The organism is Polaromonas sp. P3_B4 (genome assembly GCF_056402835.1).
Genome location: NZ_JBFUGQ010000001.1, coordinates 525,661 through 539,187 on the forward strand (window position 1 = coordinate 525,661; position 13,527 = coordinate 539,187).

At 63.5% G+C, this 13,527-nt stretch carries 18 protein-coding genes; 8 read left to right on the top strand and 10 right to left on the bottom strand.

The window, feature by feature from the left end; all coding sequences use genetic code 11:
* Positions 1-153: 153 nt before the first annotated feature.
* Positions 154-378: an oxidoreductase-like domain-containing protein gene (locus tag AC1DVV_RS02480; protein WP_457279164.1), complete on the bottom strand. Its 225-nt coding sequence runs from the start codon at positions 376-378 to the stop codon at positions 154-156.
* Between the two features lie 20 nt (positions 379-398).
* Positions 399-674 carry a hypothetical protein gene (locus AC1DVV_RS02485; RefSeq protein WP_457279163.1) on the bottom strand — a complete coding sequence of 92 codons (276 nt, stop codon included), beginning with the start codon at positions 672-674 and terminating at the stop codon, positions 399-401.
* Positions 675-904: 230 nt separating this feature from the next.
* Here AC1DVV_RS02485 and AC1DVV_RS02490 point away from each other — a divergent pair, with 230 nt between their 5' ends.
* A complete protein-coding gene (locus AC1DVV_RS02490; protein ID WP_477666345.1) occupies positions 905-1,777 on the top strand; it encodes a MipA/OmpV family protein in 873 nt (290 codons plus the stop codon).
* Between the two features lie 148 nt (positions 1,778-1,925).
* Here the strand turns inward: AC1DVV_RS02490 and AC1DVV_RS02495 are convergent, their stop codons facing one another.
* Entirely contained in the window at positions 1,926-3,338 is a 1,413-nt protein-coding gene (locus tag AC1DVV_RS02495; protein ID WP_477702387.1) for an ATP-binding protein, read from the bottom strand.
* 5 nt (positions 3,339-3,343) lie between these two features.
* Positions 3,344-4,009, bottom strand: a complete 666-nt coding sequence (locus AC1DVV_RS02500) for a response regulator transcription factor (protein WP_457279161.1) — start codon at positions 4,007-4,009, stop codon at positions 3,344-3,346.
* A 316-nt stretch (positions 4,010-4,325) separates the two neighbouring features.
* Between AC1DVV_RS02500 and ylqF the strand changes: the two genes are divergently transcribed.
* Complete coding sequence (gene ylqF / locus AC1DVV_RS02505; RefSeq protein WP_457279160.1) at positions 4,326-5,300, top strand: ribosome biogenesis GTPase YlqF; 975 nt, start codon at positions 4,326-4,328, stop codon at positions 5,298-5,300.
* Positions 5,301-5,321: 21 nt separating this feature from the next.
* On the opposite strand, the gene AC1DVV_RS02510 is transcribed toward ylqF, so the two are convergent.
* Positions 5,322-5,522: a YgaP family membrane protein gene (locus AC1DVV_RS02510; protein WP_457279159.1), complete on the bottom strand. Its 201-nt coding sequence runs from the start codon at positions 5,520-5,522 to the stop codon at positions 5,322-5,324.
* A 26-nt stretch (positions 5,523-5,548) separates the two neighbouring features.
* The gene (locus AC1DVV_RS02515; protein ID WP_457279158.1) at positions 5,549-5,986 is read right to left on the bottom strand and encodes a universal stress protein; all 438 of its coding nucleotides are present in this window, start codon (positions 5,984-5,986) and stop codon (positions 5,549-5,551) included.
* 253 nt (positions 5,987-6,239) lie between these two features.
* On the opposite strand from AC1DVV_RS02515, the gene AC1DVV_RS02520 reads away from it, so the two are divergent.
* Complete coding sequence (locus AC1DVV_RS02520) at positions 6,240-6,827, top strand: hemerythrin domain-containing protein (protein ID WP_477689135.1); 588 nt, start codon at positions 6,240-6,242, stop codon at positions 6,825-6,827.
* A 15-nt stretch (positions 6,828-6,842) separates the two neighbouring features.
* On the opposite strand, the gene AC1DVV_RS02525 is transcribed toward AC1DVV_RS02520, so the two are convergent.
* Positions 6,843-7,499 (bottom strand): GDSL-type esterase/lipase family protein, encoded by a 657-nt coding sequence (locus AC1DVV_RS02525; protein WP_477702380.1) that lies wholly within the window; start codon positions 7,497-7,499, stop codon positions 6,843-6,845.
* Positions 7,500-7,885: 386 nt separating this feature from the next.
* On the opposite strand from AC1DVV_RS02525, the gene AC1DVV_RS02530 reads away from it, so the two are divergent.
* A complete protein-coding gene (locus AC1DVV_RS02530) occupies positions 7,886-8,488 on the top strand; it encodes a hypothetical protein (RefSeq protein ID WP_477702381.1) in 603 nt (200 codons plus the stop codon).
* A 245-nt stretch (positions 8,489-8,733) separates the two neighbouring features.
* Positions 8,734-9,528, top strand: coding sequence for an oxygen-binding di-iron domain-containing protein (locus AC1DVV_RS02535; protein ID WP_457279154.1), 795 nt, complete (start codon positions 8,734-8,736; stop codon positions 9,526-9,528).
* A gap of 25 nt (positions 9,529-9,553) precedes the next feature.
* Here AC1DVV_RS02535 and AC1DVV_RS02540 read toward each other — a convergent pair whose 3' ends face one another.
* Complete coding sequence (locus tag AC1DVV_RS02540) at positions 9,554-10,222, bottom strand: hypothetical protein (protein ID WP_457279153.1); 669 nt, start codon at positions 10,220-10,222, stop codon at positions 9,554-9,556.
* Positions 10,223-10,380: 158 nt separating this feature from the next.
* Between AC1DVV_RS02540 and AC1DVV_RS02545 the strand changes: the two genes are divergently transcribed.
* Both AC1DVV_RS02545 and AC1DVV_RS02550 read left to right on the top strand, forming a co-directional pair.
* A complete protein-coding gene (locus AC1DVV_RS02545; protein WP_457279152.1) occupies positions 10,381-10,947 on the top strand; it encodes a hypothetical protein in 567 nt (188 codons plus the stop codon).
* A 183-nt stretch (positions 10,948-11,130) separates the two neighbouring features.
* Positions 11,131-11,685: a DUF2242 domain-containing protein gene (locus AC1DVV_RS02550; protein WP_457279783.1), complete on the top strand. Its 555-nt coding sequence runs from the start codon at positions 11,131-11,133 to the stop codon at positions 11,683-11,685.
* Positions 11,686-11,803: 118 nt separating this feature from the next.
* On the opposite strand, the gene trxC is transcribed toward AC1DVV_RS02550, so the two are convergent.
* The gene (gene trxC / locus AC1DVV_RS02555; RefSeq protein WP_477702382.1) at positions 11,804-12,241 is read right to left on the bottom strand and encodes a thioredoxin TrxC; all 438 of its coding nucleotides are present in this window, start codon (positions 12,239-12,241) and stop codon (positions 11,804-11,806) included.
* A gap of 199 nt (positions 12,242-12,440) precedes the next feature.
* Here trxC and AC1DVV_RS02560 point away from each other — a divergent pair, with 199 nt between their 5' ends.
* Positions 12,441-12,806 (top strand): RcnB family protein, encoded by a 366-nt coding sequence (locus AC1DVV_RS02560; RefSeq protein WP_477648905.1) that lies wholly within the window; start codon positions 12,441-12,443, stop codon positions 12,804-12,806.
* Between the two features lie 157 nt (positions 12,807-12,963).
* On the opposite strand, the gene AC1DVV_RS02565 is transcribed toward AC1DVV_RS02560, so the two are convergent.
* Positions 12,964-13,485: a hypothetical protein gene (locus AC1DVV_RS02565; RefSeq protein ID WP_457279150.1), complete on the bottom strand. Its 522-nt coding sequence runs from the start codon at positions 13,483-13,485 to the stop codon at positions 12,964-12,966.
* Positions 13,486-13,527: the final 42 nt, after the last annotated feature.

Consider the following 13,527-nt stretch of genomic DNA (forward strand, 5'->3'; position numbering starts at 1 on the left):
CCCCTTGCAGGGGACGGGCGCCTTGGGGCCGGCGAAGCCGGACCCCGGCCCCCACTGGCAGTATTGCTCACCCCTGCTGGCGTCGCTGATCCGGTGTCGAGGTTGTAGCGGTTGCTATCAATTCAGTAGCTGCCGGCGCAGGATCTTATTGGGCTAGAGACCGATTTGGCATTTGAAAATCGCTTCTTCGGCGTCTTCACGCCAGTGCGCCACGGCTGCGTACCAGCCTTCCCATACGCAGCCGTTGCAGCCGCGACCGCAGCAGGTGGTGGGCTCGGGGGGAGGTGGCCGCAAGCGGATGTCCGCAGCAGCGGCGCGCTCCTGCAGGGCGCTGAAGATCGCCAGGGCGGCGTTGTGGTCAGTGAGGCTTTCGGGCATGGGCCTGGTGTGGGCGCCTGTCAGGGTTTGGCGGAGGCTGCCATGCGCCGGCGAAGGTACAGGCCGATGAATGCACAGCCCAGCACCAGTGCAAACCAGCCCACCAGGGCTGATTTGGCGACGATGCCCTGCATGCCCGGTGAGGTGATGAAGTAGGGCGACACCACCACACCGAGGCCGATCAGCACACACAGGATGCCTTTGATCATCAGCTCGTTGTTGGCCTTGAGGGTGGAAGCGGCCAGGCGGCGGGCCGGGATCACGGGTTTTTGGTCGGGGGCTGCGGGCAGGGGCATGGGGGGTTTGATAGATGGGGTTGCAAGGCGCTCGGGGTGGCCCTGGTAGCTGTAGTGACGGTCCGGCGCCGTGGTACCTATTGTCCTTCATCGCGCTTGCGTGGATGTAACAGGCCCGCGGGCTTGCCTGGCACAAATGGCCAGCCTTAACGATTTCTTAATACCGCTAAGAACTCCTTAAATTCGCGTCGGCATGATCCGCTCCAGCTTAACCACTGGAGAACCTGAAGATGACCTCTCGCCAATCGCGCCGTCCTGCCAAACCTGTGCCGTCCAGCGCCCCATCCACCGCCGGGCAAACGGCAAACCGCCCCGCCGGAACAGCGGCAAAAGCTTCGCTTCCGCTGTTCTCGCTGTTCCTGCTGGCGGCTTTCGCCCAGCCAGCCGCCGCCCAGTCACAGCCTGCGCAGGGCCAGAGCCAAGGTGAGGTGGCATCCTCGTGGGGCCTCGGTGTGGGTGTCGGCGTGGAGCGCAAGCCCTACCGCGACTTTGACAACAAGACCAGGCTCTTGCCGTTGCTCACCTATGAAAACAAATGGGTCAGCGTCTTCGGCCCGGGCATAGACTTCAAGCTGCCTTCGGCGGGCCCGGTGTCCTTCCGCTTGCGTGCGCGCTATTCGATGGAAGGCTACGAGGCTTCCGATTCCCCTTTCCTGGCCGGCATGGACGAACGCAAGGACGGCATCTGGCTGGGTGGCGCGGCCATCTGGCGCAACGACATCGCCAACCTCTCGGCCGAGCTGCTGGGCGACGCCTCTGGCAACAGCAAGGGCACGAAGTTCAAGCTGACCCTGGACCGCCGCTTCCAGGCGGGCAGCTTCGACATCACGCCGCGTCTGGCAGCGACCCGGCTCGACGACAAATACGTGTCCTACTACTACGGCGTGAACGCCGCCGAGGTGCGCGCCGGCCGGGCTTTCTACCAGGGCGGTTCGGCCGTCAACCTGGAAGCCGGGCTGCGCGTGGGTTATGCGCTCGCGCCGCGGCAAAGCATCTTCCTGGACCTGAGCACCACCAACCTGGGCTCCAGCATCAAGGACAGCCCACTGGTGGACCGCTCCAGCCAGAGCAGTGTGCGTGTGGGTTACCTCTACCGTTTCTGAGTCCTTCGACTACCCCGTTGCAGGGCCTGCCGGGCCGCGGCCCTGCACTTCAAGTTCCGGCGGTCCTTACACGAAGGAGTTACCAAACATGCGAACCGACACAATCTATCTCGTGAAGAAAGCAGCCTGGCGCGGCTGGATACATTCCTTAAGCTGGTTGCGCAGGCACCGCGCCTACCCCGGCTGAGCCGGCTCCCTCGGCCGGCAGCGGAAACAGCACGCGCACGCAAAAGCCCTTGCCGTCCAGCCCGGTCCCGGTTTCGATGGCGGCCTCGTGCAGCTGCGCGATGCCGGCCACCAGCGACAGGCCTATGCCGCTGCCGCGCCCGCCGTTGCCCGCTACGCGGTGAAAGCGGCGAAAGATCGCTTCGTGCTCAGCCTCGGGCACGCCCGGGCCGTCATCGGCCACTTCCAGGCAGATCCGTTCCCGGCCGGCTTCGCCGCGGTAACCGCAGCTAAGCTTCACGCGGCCGCCCTCGGTGGTGTAGCGCAGCGCGTTGTCCAGCAGGTTGCGCAGCAGGATGCCGATCTCGTCGACGTCGCATTCAATGGGGCAGGGCGTGAGCGCCAGGATGATGCTGCGGCGCTGCTGCTGGGCCTGCATGTCGAACTCCTGGCTCACATGCATGATGAGCTCGCTCAAATCGGCCAGGCTTTTTTGCGGCGCATGAACGCCCGCGTCCATGCGCGCCAGATCCAGCAGCTGGTCAGAAAGGCGCGTGCTGCGTTCGGCAACCGCCAGTAGCTTGACGAGGGCGGCGTCCTTGTCGGCCACCGTGGCCGCGCGCAAGGCGACCTGGGCCTGCGCCTGGAGCGCAGATAAAGGCGTACGCAGCTCATGGGCCGCATCGCCGATAAAACGCCGCTCGCCCTGCATGGCCTGGTCCAGCTGGTCCAGCAGGTGATTGAAGGACTCAACCAGTGGCCGGATCTCGTTGGGCAGTTGCGCTACCGGCAGCGGCGTGAGGTCAAACTTGCGGCGGCTGCGCACGGCGGTTTCCAGCGCCGTCAGGGGGCGCAGCGACTTGTTCACCGCAAACCACATGAGCAGGCCGGCCACGGTCAGCAGCATCGTCGTCAGGCCCAGCAACGCAAAGATCTTGTTGCGTATTTCTTCGTCGATCACGCTGTGCCGCACGGCCACCTGCACGCTGACCTCACCGGTGCTGTCGGACACCGAGAAGATGCGCCAGCGCTCGCCGTTGACGGTGGAACTGGTAAAGCCATCGTTGAAGGACGGCAGCAACGGGACGCGCGGAGAATCCGGTGCCCGCACGATCAGCTCCTTGCGGTTCGTCCAGACCTGGAAGGTCAGGTTGACGTCGCGCGGCATGTTCTCGTTACGCAATTGCAGGCCGTGGCTGAAGGAAGGTTTGAGCTTTGCGCCGCTGGGGATGGCCGTCAGGATCTTGGTGCCTATGGCCTGCAGCTTGCTGTCCCAGCGGTCACTCTGGCCGCGCAGGGTGTACACCAGCAGCACGGTGAGCGCGCCGGCCCAGCACAGCGTGATGGTCGCGCCCAGAACCGCCAGCACGCGGCCCTTCAGCGACCTGACGAACACGCACTTCAAGGCTGGGCCTCGCCGATCATGTAACCCTGGCCGTGCACGGTGGTGATCAGGTGCTCGCCAAGCTTTCGGCGCAGCTGGTGGATGAACACCGCAATCGTGTTGCTCTCAATCGCCGAGGTGTTGCCGTAGACCACGTCTTCCAGGTGGTCACGCGTGACCACGTGGCCGGGCCGCTCCAGCAGGGCCAGCAACGTGCGGTATTCGTGTGCGCTCAGCGCAACCCGCACGCCGCTGCGCGTCACAGCGCGTTTGCTGCGGTCCAGGCTGACGTCGCCATAGGTGTGCACCGGCACCACCTTGCCCTGGCTGCGGCGTATCACGGCACGCACGCGGGCCCACAGTTCATCGAGCTGGAAGGGTTTGACAAGGTAGTCGTCCGCGCCGGCGTCCAGCCCTGTGATGCGCTCGCTCAACTGCCCGCGCGCCGTGAGAATCAGCACCGGCGTGACGTCGTAGCGCCCGCGCAGGGCGCGCAGCACGGCCAGGCCTGAATCGCCGGGCAGGCCGAGGTCCAGCAGCACGGCTTCGTAGACATGGTCTACCAGCGCCAGCTTGGCGGCCAGCGCATCGCCGACGTGGTCGACCGTCCAGGCAATCTGGCGCGCCGCATCGCACACCGCTTCGGCCAGCATGGTGTCGTCTTCTACCAGGAGCAGGTGCACGGATTTGTCTCTTTCGGGTCGCTGTGTGGGGTGACAGGATGGGGCTGCCAGGCGCAGTGCACGCCATGCATTGATCGTGCCGATGGCCGATTAACCACTTATTAACAAGTACACCCCCGTCCAGGCTCACTGCGTGTAGCCTGTTCCCCCCTTGCAGGGGGCGGCGCCTGCGGCCCGGCAGAGCCGGTTCCGCGGCCCCTGCTGGTGGTGCCTTCTTCGCCAGGAGGGTATTTTGCGGTATGCGGCGACAATTGGGGTATCGCAGGGGTCTTCGCCCCATGCCCCCAAACCCGAACCCCAGAAAGAAAAGATCCCGATGGCCATCCAGTGGTTTCCCGGTCACATGCACCTGACCAAAAAAGCCATCAGTGAGCGCATCAAGGAAATTGATGTCGTCATTGAGTTGCTTGATGCGCGCCTGCCCGGCTCCAGCGCCAACCCCATGCTGGCCGAGCTCACCAGCGCCAAGCCCGCGCTCAAGGTGCTCAACAAGCGCGACCTGGCCGACGCCACCCGCACGCCGCTCTGGCTGGATCACTACAACAGCCTGCCTGCCACCCGCGCCATCGAACTCGACGCCAGCGAAACCACGCCCGCCCGCCGCCTCATCGACGCCTGCCACGCGCTGGCACCAACACGCGGCACCATGGTCAAGCCTATGCGGGTGCTGATCTGCGGCATTCCCAACGTCGGCAAGTCCACCCTGATTAACACCCTCACCGGCAAGCGCGCCACCAAAACCGGCGACGAAGCCGGCATCACCAAGGTCGAGCAGCGCCTGGTGCTGGCCGACGGGTTTTATTTATGGGACACGCCCGGCATGCTGTGGCCGCGCATCATCGTGGCCAAAAGCGGCTACAACCTGGCCGCCAGCGGTGCCATTGGCCGCAACGCCTTTAATGAGGAAGAGGTGGCGCTCGAGCTGCTGGATTACCTGATCAAGCACTACCCGGCCTTGCTGGAGGCGCGCTACAAGGTCGAAGTCACGCCCGGCATCACCGACGAGCAACTGCTCGAAGAAATCGGCCGAAAGCGCGGCGCGGTGCTCTCCAAGGGCCGGGTCAACCTGCAAAAGGCCGCCGAGATCGTGATCTACGAATTCCGGGCGGGAACGCTGGGCCGTGTGACCCTGGAAACGCCTGACGAATTTGCCGAATGGGCGACCGCCGGCCGGCTACTCGACGCCGAGCGCCAGGTGAAAAAAGACAAGATCGAAACCAACCGGTTGATCAAGTTCAAGAAGATTCCCCGGCCGGATAAATCCGGCAGGTCCGGGTCCGACGAACCCTGAGGCCAGCCACCGCGCACGGGGTCACGTGGGGCCTGTTTTGCAGGTCCGTATGCCAAACAGCGTGTAAGCCGGGCACCAGCCCAGCAACCCTGTCAGCAGGGGCACGACTCCCAGCAGCGCCCACCAGCGCCAGGCGGGCTCCACCACAAAATACAGGCTGAGGATGACGAGTCCCGCCACGATGCGTGCCGCGCGGTCGGCAGTGCCGGCGTTTTTTTTCATGATGAGCTCCTTTGGCATAGTGGTTTCTAGTGCAGTACCAGCACCGGTTTTTTGCTGTGAGACAGCACCTTCTGGGTTTCACTGCCCAGTAGGAACCCGGTGATGCCCTTGCGGCCGTGCGAAGCCATCACGATGAGGTCGCAAGCTTTGCCGTCCGCCATCCGGACGATGGTTTCGTAGGGGTGGTCGCCTGCGACACAAACGGTTTCGCAAGGCACGCCCGCCTTGTCGGCGGCGTCTTTCAGCGCAGACAGGAATGCCTCTGCCTGCGCCTGGCATTCCCTCATGAATTGGTCCCGCGTGTCTTCCAGCATCTGGACCCGGTAGGTCAGCAGGTGGAACTCCTGCATCACATGCAAGCCCGTGATCCTGGCCCGGGCTTCCCTGGCGAAGGTTACGGCCCGTGCAATCGCCCGTTCCGAAGCGGGTGATCCGTCGGTGGGTAGAAGGATATGTTTGAACATGGCAAATCTCCTTGTCATCCTGGGCGGCTCATCGCCGGCGCGGCAAACCTTGAGCAGGAGGCGGTTCCACTTTAGGTTGCTGCCGCCAAACGGCTTTGATGCAGGTCAAGCCATCGCCTCAATGGGAAGGGGGTGGGGCGATATTCGTTCCCGGGGCGATACCGGCTGGAAAAATCCGCGTGGTTTGATCTTCATCAAGTCCGGGGGAGAACCTGGTGGCATTCTTGGTGGCACTTACCCGCCGGAGACCGCCATTCACAAACATGCCAGCGTGCAGATCATCCTCGATGAGCACGCCTCCCTTTCCGCCATGCTGCGTTCCATGCTGCTCATGGTGGCGCGCGGCCCGGGCGACCGTGCGCAGCAGTTCTTCGACGTCTTTCGGGCCATGCTGTTTTATATCGACGAGTTCCCCGAGCGCCTGCATCACCCGAAAGAGTCGGACCTGCTGTTTCCCCGCGTGGTGCGCTCTGCGCCATCGGTCATGGCCACGGTGCAGCAGCTGGAGCGCGACCACATGAGCGGCGAGAAGGCCGTGCGTGAACTGCAGCACCTGCTGCTTGCCTGGGAACTGCTGGGCGAGCAACGAAAGCCCGAGTTCGAGGCGCAGTGCAAACGCTACGTCGAGTTTTACCTCGAGCACATGCGGCTCGAAGAAACAGTCATCTTGCCGCAGGCTGAAAAAGTGCTCACGGAGGCCGACTGGAAGGAGCTGGACGCCGCCTTCCAGCAAAACCGCGACCCGCTTGGCGGCAAGCACGCCGCAGACCCGGTGTATGACCGCCTCTTCACACGCATCGTGATGGAGGCGCCGGCGCCTATAGGGCTGGGTGACGCCTGACGTTGGTCCGGGGTTCTAGGCCACAAATTTCCTGTCGCGCAGCCAGTCGGCCAGGCGCCCGGCAAAGACCTTGTAGCCTTCCGCATTCGCGTGGATCTGGTCAGAACGCAATTCGCTGCGTGACAGCACATAAGACCAGGCATCTGAAAAAAGCGGGGTGGCTGTTTCCGCGGCGACCTCGGCATACACCTCATGGTCTTTCAGTGAGCCCATCGCGGCAGAAAGCAGCACGGGCCTGGGCTGCGCGATCAGTACCACCTGCGTGCTGGCAGCGGCGGTTTGCACAATCGACCTGATGGCGGCGCGCGTGCTGTCCAGCGGCATGTTGCGCAGAAAGTCGTTGCCGCCAATGCACACCAGTACCAGGCCCGGCTTGTTTTCCTGCAGCAGCGCCGGCAACCGTGCCAGTGCACCGGCCGCTGTGTCGCCGTTGATGCCCGCGTTCTGCGTGACGTAGCCGGTCAACAGTTCCAGCTGCTGCGGGTAGCTGGCGCCCGCAGGGGCGCCATAGCCAAAGGTCAGCGAATCGCCCAGGCACAGCAGGGTGGCCTCCTTGGGCAGGGTCTTGCCTTTGGGTCCGGCCTTTCTGGAGCAAGCCGTAGCCAGCAGCAGCGCAGAGCCGGCGGCGCCCAGCAGGAGCTGGCGGCGAAGGGGATGGTGACGTGAGTCCATGCGTCGTGCCGGTTATTTCAGGTTGTCGGGTGGTGCCGGGTGCGCGGCCGGCGCTTTGTCTTCCGGATGCAGCTGCTTGCGGCTCAGCGAGGGGATGATCAGCATGCGCACAGTCTAACCATGCCAAAGCATCTGGACACCACTGCAAGCGCGAGGTAATGCAAGGGTAATCACTGCGTAATGACGGGGTAAAGCTCCGTTTGCCTTACACGGCATTCACAAGAGCGGGCCAACAATGGTTTCACTGAAGCGCAAAGGCCTTTGAAAGCAGCGATTCAGGAGCAGCCCCGACAGCCGCTTGCCGAACCGGAGATTTATCGCCGCCACCGCAAGTTGCCCACCGGGTTGCTGGCAATCAAACGCATAAGCATTCCAAGGAGAACCTCATGAAATCGAAATTCCTCACTGTCTCGTTGCTGGCCTCAGCCCTGTTCGCCGGCCTGGGGTTTGCACCCGCCATGGCGCAGGGTGTTAATACACCCGGCATTGACCAGGCGCAGCAAGCCATCAGCGCGCGCATTCAGCAGGGTCTGGCCTCCGGCCACATCACGCCGTCTGAAGCGCAGGTGCTGTACCGCCGCGACCAGGAGATCGCGGCCCGCGAGGCGCGCTTTAAATCCAACGGCGTTGCCACGCCGCAAGAGCGCCAGCAGCTGCGCGCCGACCTGGATGGTCTCAGTGCCGAAGTGGAACGCATGATGAACAACCGCGATGTGGCGGGCAGGCCTGGCAATGCCGGCAACACCCCCGGCATCGACAACCGTGAATTCCAGATCAGCCAGCGTATTGACGAAGGCGTCCGCACGGGCCGTATCACGCAGCGCGAAGCCGCGAAGCTGCACCAGCGTGAACGCCGCATTGAGCGCCATGAGACCCAATTCAAGTCCGACGGCGTGGTGACCGCGCAGGAGCGCCGTCAGCTGCGCAATGAGCTGACATCGCTGCGCGACGACGTGGAACGCATGATGAACAACCGCCGCCGCGGTTAAGCGGTTAAGTAAAGCGCTGTTCCGGGCGCCGCCACGCGGTGCCTGGACAGCTGCCATGCGCAAGCAAGGCGCGCCGGTGCTCATTGAAGCGCCGGCGCGCTTTTTTTTGCCTGCGGCATTGCTCGTGTTGCGCCGGTGTGGGTGGCGGCGCGCGCTTCAGGCGTGTCATTGATCTGCATCAATACGCGAGCAGCAGGCCGCTTATAAAGTTGCTTTTTTTTCTGCGTCGCCGCACGCATTCAGCCATGCCCATAGAGCTTTACCGTGACGACAGGCATGCCTGCCTGATGTTCACCGACCTGATCGAAGAAGACGGGCAAGCCGTCCAGTCCAACCAGTTCCTGATTGTCGACAACGGCACCGGCGCCGTGATTGACCCGGGCGGCAACCTGGCGTTCAACGAACTGTTCCTGGGCATGTCGCGCCACTTCAGCCCGCAAAAACTGTCTTACATCATCGCCTCCCACGCCGACCCCGACATCATTGCCTCGCTGGACCGCTGGCTCACGTCCACTCCGGCGCAACTGGTGATCTCGCGTGTGTGGGAGCGTTTTGTGCCGCACTTCACCAAGGTCGGCAAGACCGAGCAGCGCCTGGTCGGCGTGCCCGACAGCGGCGGGCGGTTGCCGCTGGGGCAGAGCGAGCTGTGGCTGCTGCCCGCGCACTTCCTGCACTCGGAAGGCAACTTCCATTTTTACGATCCCATCAGCCGCATCCTGTTCACCGGTGACTTGGGTGTGTCGATGATGTCCGGCCGAACGGCGCAGGTGCCCGTCACCGACCTGAAGCCCCATCTGCCGTTGATGGAGGGTTTTCACAAACGCTACATGGTGTCGAACAAGGTCCTGCGCCTGTGGGTGGCCATGGCGCGCCGGCTGGATATTTCCATGCTGGTGCCCCAGCACGGCGCGCCGCTAAAAGGCCCGGCCATCGGCCAGTTTTTTGACTGGGCGGAATCGCTGAAATGCGGCATCGACTTGTTTGACGAACGCAACTACCAGGTACCCACCGGGCAGATCAATGGCCGGGCGGTGGCTTGAGCCGCCGGGACAAGGCAGGCGTTTGCTACAGCCGGCTGATGGAACACACGTAGACCACCTCGCACGAGCTGGCTCCGGTGTCTTCCCGCACGGTGGAGCTTCGCCAGCGCCAGCCGTCGGGTTTCTGCGCTTCCACCAGCCAGCCGTCGATGCGCACGCGGTCGTTGCGCTTCACGCGGGTCAGTGCTTTGGCAACCGCGTCCGTGGCCGGGATCAGGTGCATGTTGGCGCTGCTACGTGCAATTTCCGGTGGCGGCAGTGGTGGTTCGTTGTCCCACCGGTAGTAGTACCAGCGTGACGACTGGCTGATCATCAGCTGCGACAACACCTTGTCGTCGGCCATGCGCTGCCAGCCTAAAGCCAGGTCGGTGGGCGACAGCGTGGCCTCGTTGCCCATCCGGTAGTCTTCGCGCGACAGCACCCGCGCGTCCACGCTAAAGCCCGCCAGCGGCGTCAGGGTCGCGGCTTTCAGCACGAAAGGCGCCATGTCGCCCGGCACACCGGTTTGCAGCGGCTCGTCGCCGGTGCTGACCTGCGGCGGCAGCGGACAGGCAAGGTCGTTGCCCACACCGGCCGCGCGGAAGGTGTTGGGTGAAAACCACCAGTGCAACCCCGCCAGCAGCGCACAGGCCACCAGTACAAAGCGCAGGCTGACAAAGCCGGAATTCGGGCGGCGGTGCGGGCTTTGGGTCATGGATGTGATGCGGGTGTCTTCAAATCGGATTCTGCTTCAGAGCGGCGGGCCAATTATGAGCCTGTGAGCCCGGTTGCCGTGTCGTTTGTGCCACGGGCGCCGGCCGCGATGCCGGATATGCTTCGGGGCTGGAGCAGAGGTGCAACAAGGGTTAAATCATGAATGCGGTGACCGGAAAGTGGATCAAGTGGGGCGTGCTGGCGGTATTGGCGGTGTTGGTGTGTCTGGTCGCCGTCGTAGGGGTTTTGAACCGTGACCGCCTGGAGGTCTATTACGGCTACCTGCGCGTCGAATCACCCGCGGTGACGATGCGCTACGCCCAGCTCTCCGGCCAGATGGACGAAGCCGCTGTGCGCAAGCATTTTGGAGAAGTGTTCCTGAGCTGCTCCAACCAGCAGGGCGGGCCTGCCGGGACCGACCGGCTTTGCCATGCGGCTGTGGACAAAGCCGATGGGGAACCCGCAATGATGCTCGTGGCTTTTTTCAGCAAGGGCCGCCTGACTTCCACGGTGGTGCATGTTCCCTGGTGGGTGCACGGCAGGTGGCTTGATCGCCTGGTAGGGCAGTACGGAAAAGCGGAACGCGCAGGCATTGTTTCGCGGATGGGCGGTCCGGTTCTGCGCTGGACCTTGCCCAACGGCACGCTCGAATACAACCGCGACCGGAGCTTTAACCCGCTGGAATGGAGCGCCGTCTTCTGGTCCGCAGGCGCGGACCAGAAATAGCGGGCCGGCGTAGCGAACCGAACTAGCGAGCCGGTTTTTCGGCCGGCCAGCTGGCCTCGCGAACGATTTGCAACAACTGCGACGCACCCGGTGCGTGAGCTGGCGCTTCTAGCGGAGGTATTGGAGGTATGGTGACACCTTGTGCATGAGACACCTCTTATCCTTGTGGAAACTTCCCTTTTGATGCAACTCTGGAAATCCTGCCGACTCCCCGCCGTGCTGCTGGCAGCATGCGGCCTTTCGCCCCTGCTGACAGGCTGCGTCACCGGCGCCAAGGCATTTCCGCTGCAGGAAAAGTTTGCCTCCACCCAGACGTATTCGCGCCTGTTTGACGCCACCCCTGCACGGACCTGCGAGGCCTCGCGGCGTGCACTGCTGAGCCAGGGCTACATCATCAACATGGCCAGCGCCGAACTGGTGGAAGGGCAAAAAGCCTTCCAGCCCGAGCCCGAGGCGCACCTGCAAATGGTGGTTCGTGTGGTGTGCGCCCCCGACACGCCCGATGGAAAAGTGAGCCTGGGTTTTGTCACGGCCCTGCAGGACAGCTACGCCATGAAAAAGACCAACAACTCCGCCAGCCTGGGTGTGGGCGCCATTGGCTCCGTCTCGCTGCCCTTCACGTCGAGCAATGAGTCCATGGTCAAGGTGGGCAGTGAAACCATCACCGCCGATGACTTTTACGACCGCTTTTTTGACCTGGTGAGGCGCTACCTGGTGGCGGACGCCGCGCTCGACTGATTGAGCGCAGTGAACGCGCCCCGGCGCGGGCGCGCAGAAAAATTATTGAAAAAAGTTCCAGCAGGCTAATACAGTCGGGCGCAAGCAGCTATGAAAAGCATAGCGCCGGCCGATGGTCTCAGCGTAAATTACCCTGCACCCAGCGCACGATGTCGGCCGCGCCCATGGCGCCGGCCTGGCGCGCCACTTCGCGGCCGCCCTTGAACAACGCCAGCGTGGGAATGCTGCGGATATTGAAGCGTGCGCCCAGGTTGGGCACCGCTTCGGTGTCGACCTTGGCTACGCGCACCTGCGGCTCCAGCTGTGCAGCCGCCTGCTCGTAGGCCGGCGCCATTTGCCGGCACGGCCCGCACCACGGCGCCCAGAAGTCCACCAGCACCGGGATCTGGTTGCGGCTGACGTGTTTGTCAAACGCGGCTTCGTCCAGCGCGGTGGAATGCGCGGTAAACAGCGCCTTCTTGCAGCTGCCGCAAGTTGGCTCGCTGCCCAGCTGGTCGGCGCGTACGCGGTTGGTGGTGTGGCAGTGCGGGCAGACGATGTGGAGAGGGTCGGTCATCAGGCGCAGCTGGGGGCCGTGGCCGGCATTTCAAGCGCGGCGGCGGTGGCGGCCCTGCCCCGGCGGAGGTCGCCTGGCCGGGTGGCGGCGTTAAATCCGTGCAAACGCCGGGTAAAGCGCGGTGAACAGGCGCTTTTCCTACGCGTGCCGGCTTCTTGGGGGCGAACAATCAAGTTTCACTACAAAGAGAAGGATCCACATGAAAACCAGAACCTTGATGACCGCCCTGGCGGTAGCGTCCCTCGCTTTCAGCGGGCTGGCAATGGCCAAGGGGAAGGATGACGACCACGGCCGCGGCCATGGCCACAAAAAAGCCAAACACCACCATGCCGGCCCGCCGCCGCATTCCCAGGCCGGCGGGCGTGGTGCGGGCCCCGATCACAACTTCTACCGCGGCGGCCGCTTGCCGGCGCAATACCGCGACCGGGGCTATTGGGTAGACGACTGGCGCGGCCACCGGCTGAGCGCGCCGCCTCCCGGCTATCACTGGGTGCAAACCGGCGGTGACTATGTGCTGGTCGCCAACAACACCGGCATTATTTTTCAGATCTATCTGGGCCAGTAGTCAGTTGCCAGTAGCCGGCAAATTCCGCGCATGAAAAAGCCGCCTGCAAGGGCGGCTTTTTCTTTGGGATCAAATGCGCTACTTCAGTACGCTACTGATTTGATAGCTGCTTGCGCCCGTCGGTAAAGGGCTACGGCCCTCTTTTATTCAGAAATTCTCAGGCAGCCTTGGCGGTGCGGCGCTGGCTGAAAGCCGTTTTGCGCTTGGCGGTGCTGGCCTGGTCGCCGGCAATTTTGCTGGCGAGCTGGGCGGTCTTCTGCTCGATCTGCGCGGCGAGTTTGCTCAGTGCCAGGGCGCCCGGTGCGGTGGCCTGGGCCAGCGTGTTCAGGGTGGTCACGCCGGTTTTTTCTTCAAACAGGCTGGCATTGGCGGCAGCACGCTCCACGCCGCTCTCCAGAACCTTGACCAGCTGGCTCACCACTTGCTGTGCGCCGTTGGTCGTCAGCATCAGGCCCTTGGTGTAATACACGCTGAAGGCCAGTTGTGCTGCCGTGGCGTTTTTGGCCGTTTCGGCTGTCAGTTCGGTGCGCGACTGTTTCAGGGCGCGGTTCCAGCGCTGCTCCAGCAGGATGACTGCGCGCTCGCCGCCGGCACGGTAGGCGTTGATCACGTGGCGGGCGGTGTTGCCGGAAGACTCGATGAGGTCGGTTGCAACGGTAGACAGGTTTTTGGCGGTCATGGTGTTTCCTTCAAAGGGGTTGAACAATGATTCATCATCAAT

Coding starts and splice junctions, on each gene's coding strand:
- AC1DVV_RS02515 (WP_457279158.1), bottom strand. CDS start 5,986: ATGTTCAAACATATCCTTCTACCCACCGACGGATCACCCGCTTCGGAA.
- trxC (WP_477702382.1), bottom strand. CDS start 12,241: ATGACCGACCCTCTCCACATCGTCTGCCCGCACTGCCACACCACCAAC.
- AC1DVV_RS02490 (WP_477666345.1), top strand. CDS start 905: ATGACCTCTCGCCAATCGCGCCGTCCTGCCAAACCTGTGCCGTCCAGC.
- AC1DVV_RS02545 (WP_457279152.1), top strand. CDS start 10,381: ATGAATGCGGTGACCGGAAAGTGGATCAAGTGGGGCGTGCTGGCGGTA.
- ylqF (WP_457279160.1), top strand. CDS start 4,326: ATGGCCATCCAGTGGTTTCCCGGTCACATGCACCTGACCAAAAAAGCC.
- AC1DVV_RS02530 (WP_477702381.1), top strand. CDS start 7,886: ATGAAATCGAAATTCCTCACTGTCTCGTTGCTGGCCTCAGCCCTGTTC.
- AC1DVV_RS02535 (WP_457279154.1), top strand. CDS start 8,734: ATGCCCATAGAGCTTTACCGTGACGACAGGCATGCCTGCCTGATGTTC.
- AC1DVV_RS02560 (WP_477648905.1), top strand. CDS start 12,441: ATGAAAACCAGAACCTTGATGACCGCCCTGGCGGTAGCGTCCCTCGCT.
- AC1DVV_RS02525 (WP_477702380.1), bottom strand. CDS start 7,499: ATGGACTCACGTCACCATCCCCTTCGCCGCCAGCTCCTGCTGGGCGCC.
- AC1DVV_RS02565 (WP_457279150.1), bottom strand. CDS start 13,485: ATGACCGCCAAAAACCTGTCTACCGTTGCAACCGACCTCATCGAGTCT.
- AC1DVV_RS02485 (WP_457279163.1), bottom strand. CDS start 674: ATGCCCCTGCCCGCAGCCCCCGACCAAAAACCCGTGATCCCGGCCCGC.
- AC1DVV_RS02540 (WP_457279153.1), bottom strand. CDS start 10,222: ATGACCCAAAGCCCGCACCGCCGCCCGAATTCCGGCTTTGTCAGCCTG.
- AC1DVV_RS02480 (WP_457279164.1), bottom strand. CDS start 378: ATGCCCGAAAGCCTCACTGACCACAACGCCGCCCTGGCGATCTTCAGC.
- AC1DVV_RS02510 (WP_457279159.1), bottom strand. CDS start 5,522: ATGAAAAAAAACGCCGGCACTGCCGACCGCGCGGCACGCATCGTGGCG.
- AC1DVV_RS02550 (WP_457279783.1), top strand. CDS start 11,131: ATGCAACTCTGGAAATCCTGCCGACTCCCCGCCGTGCTGCTGGCAGCA.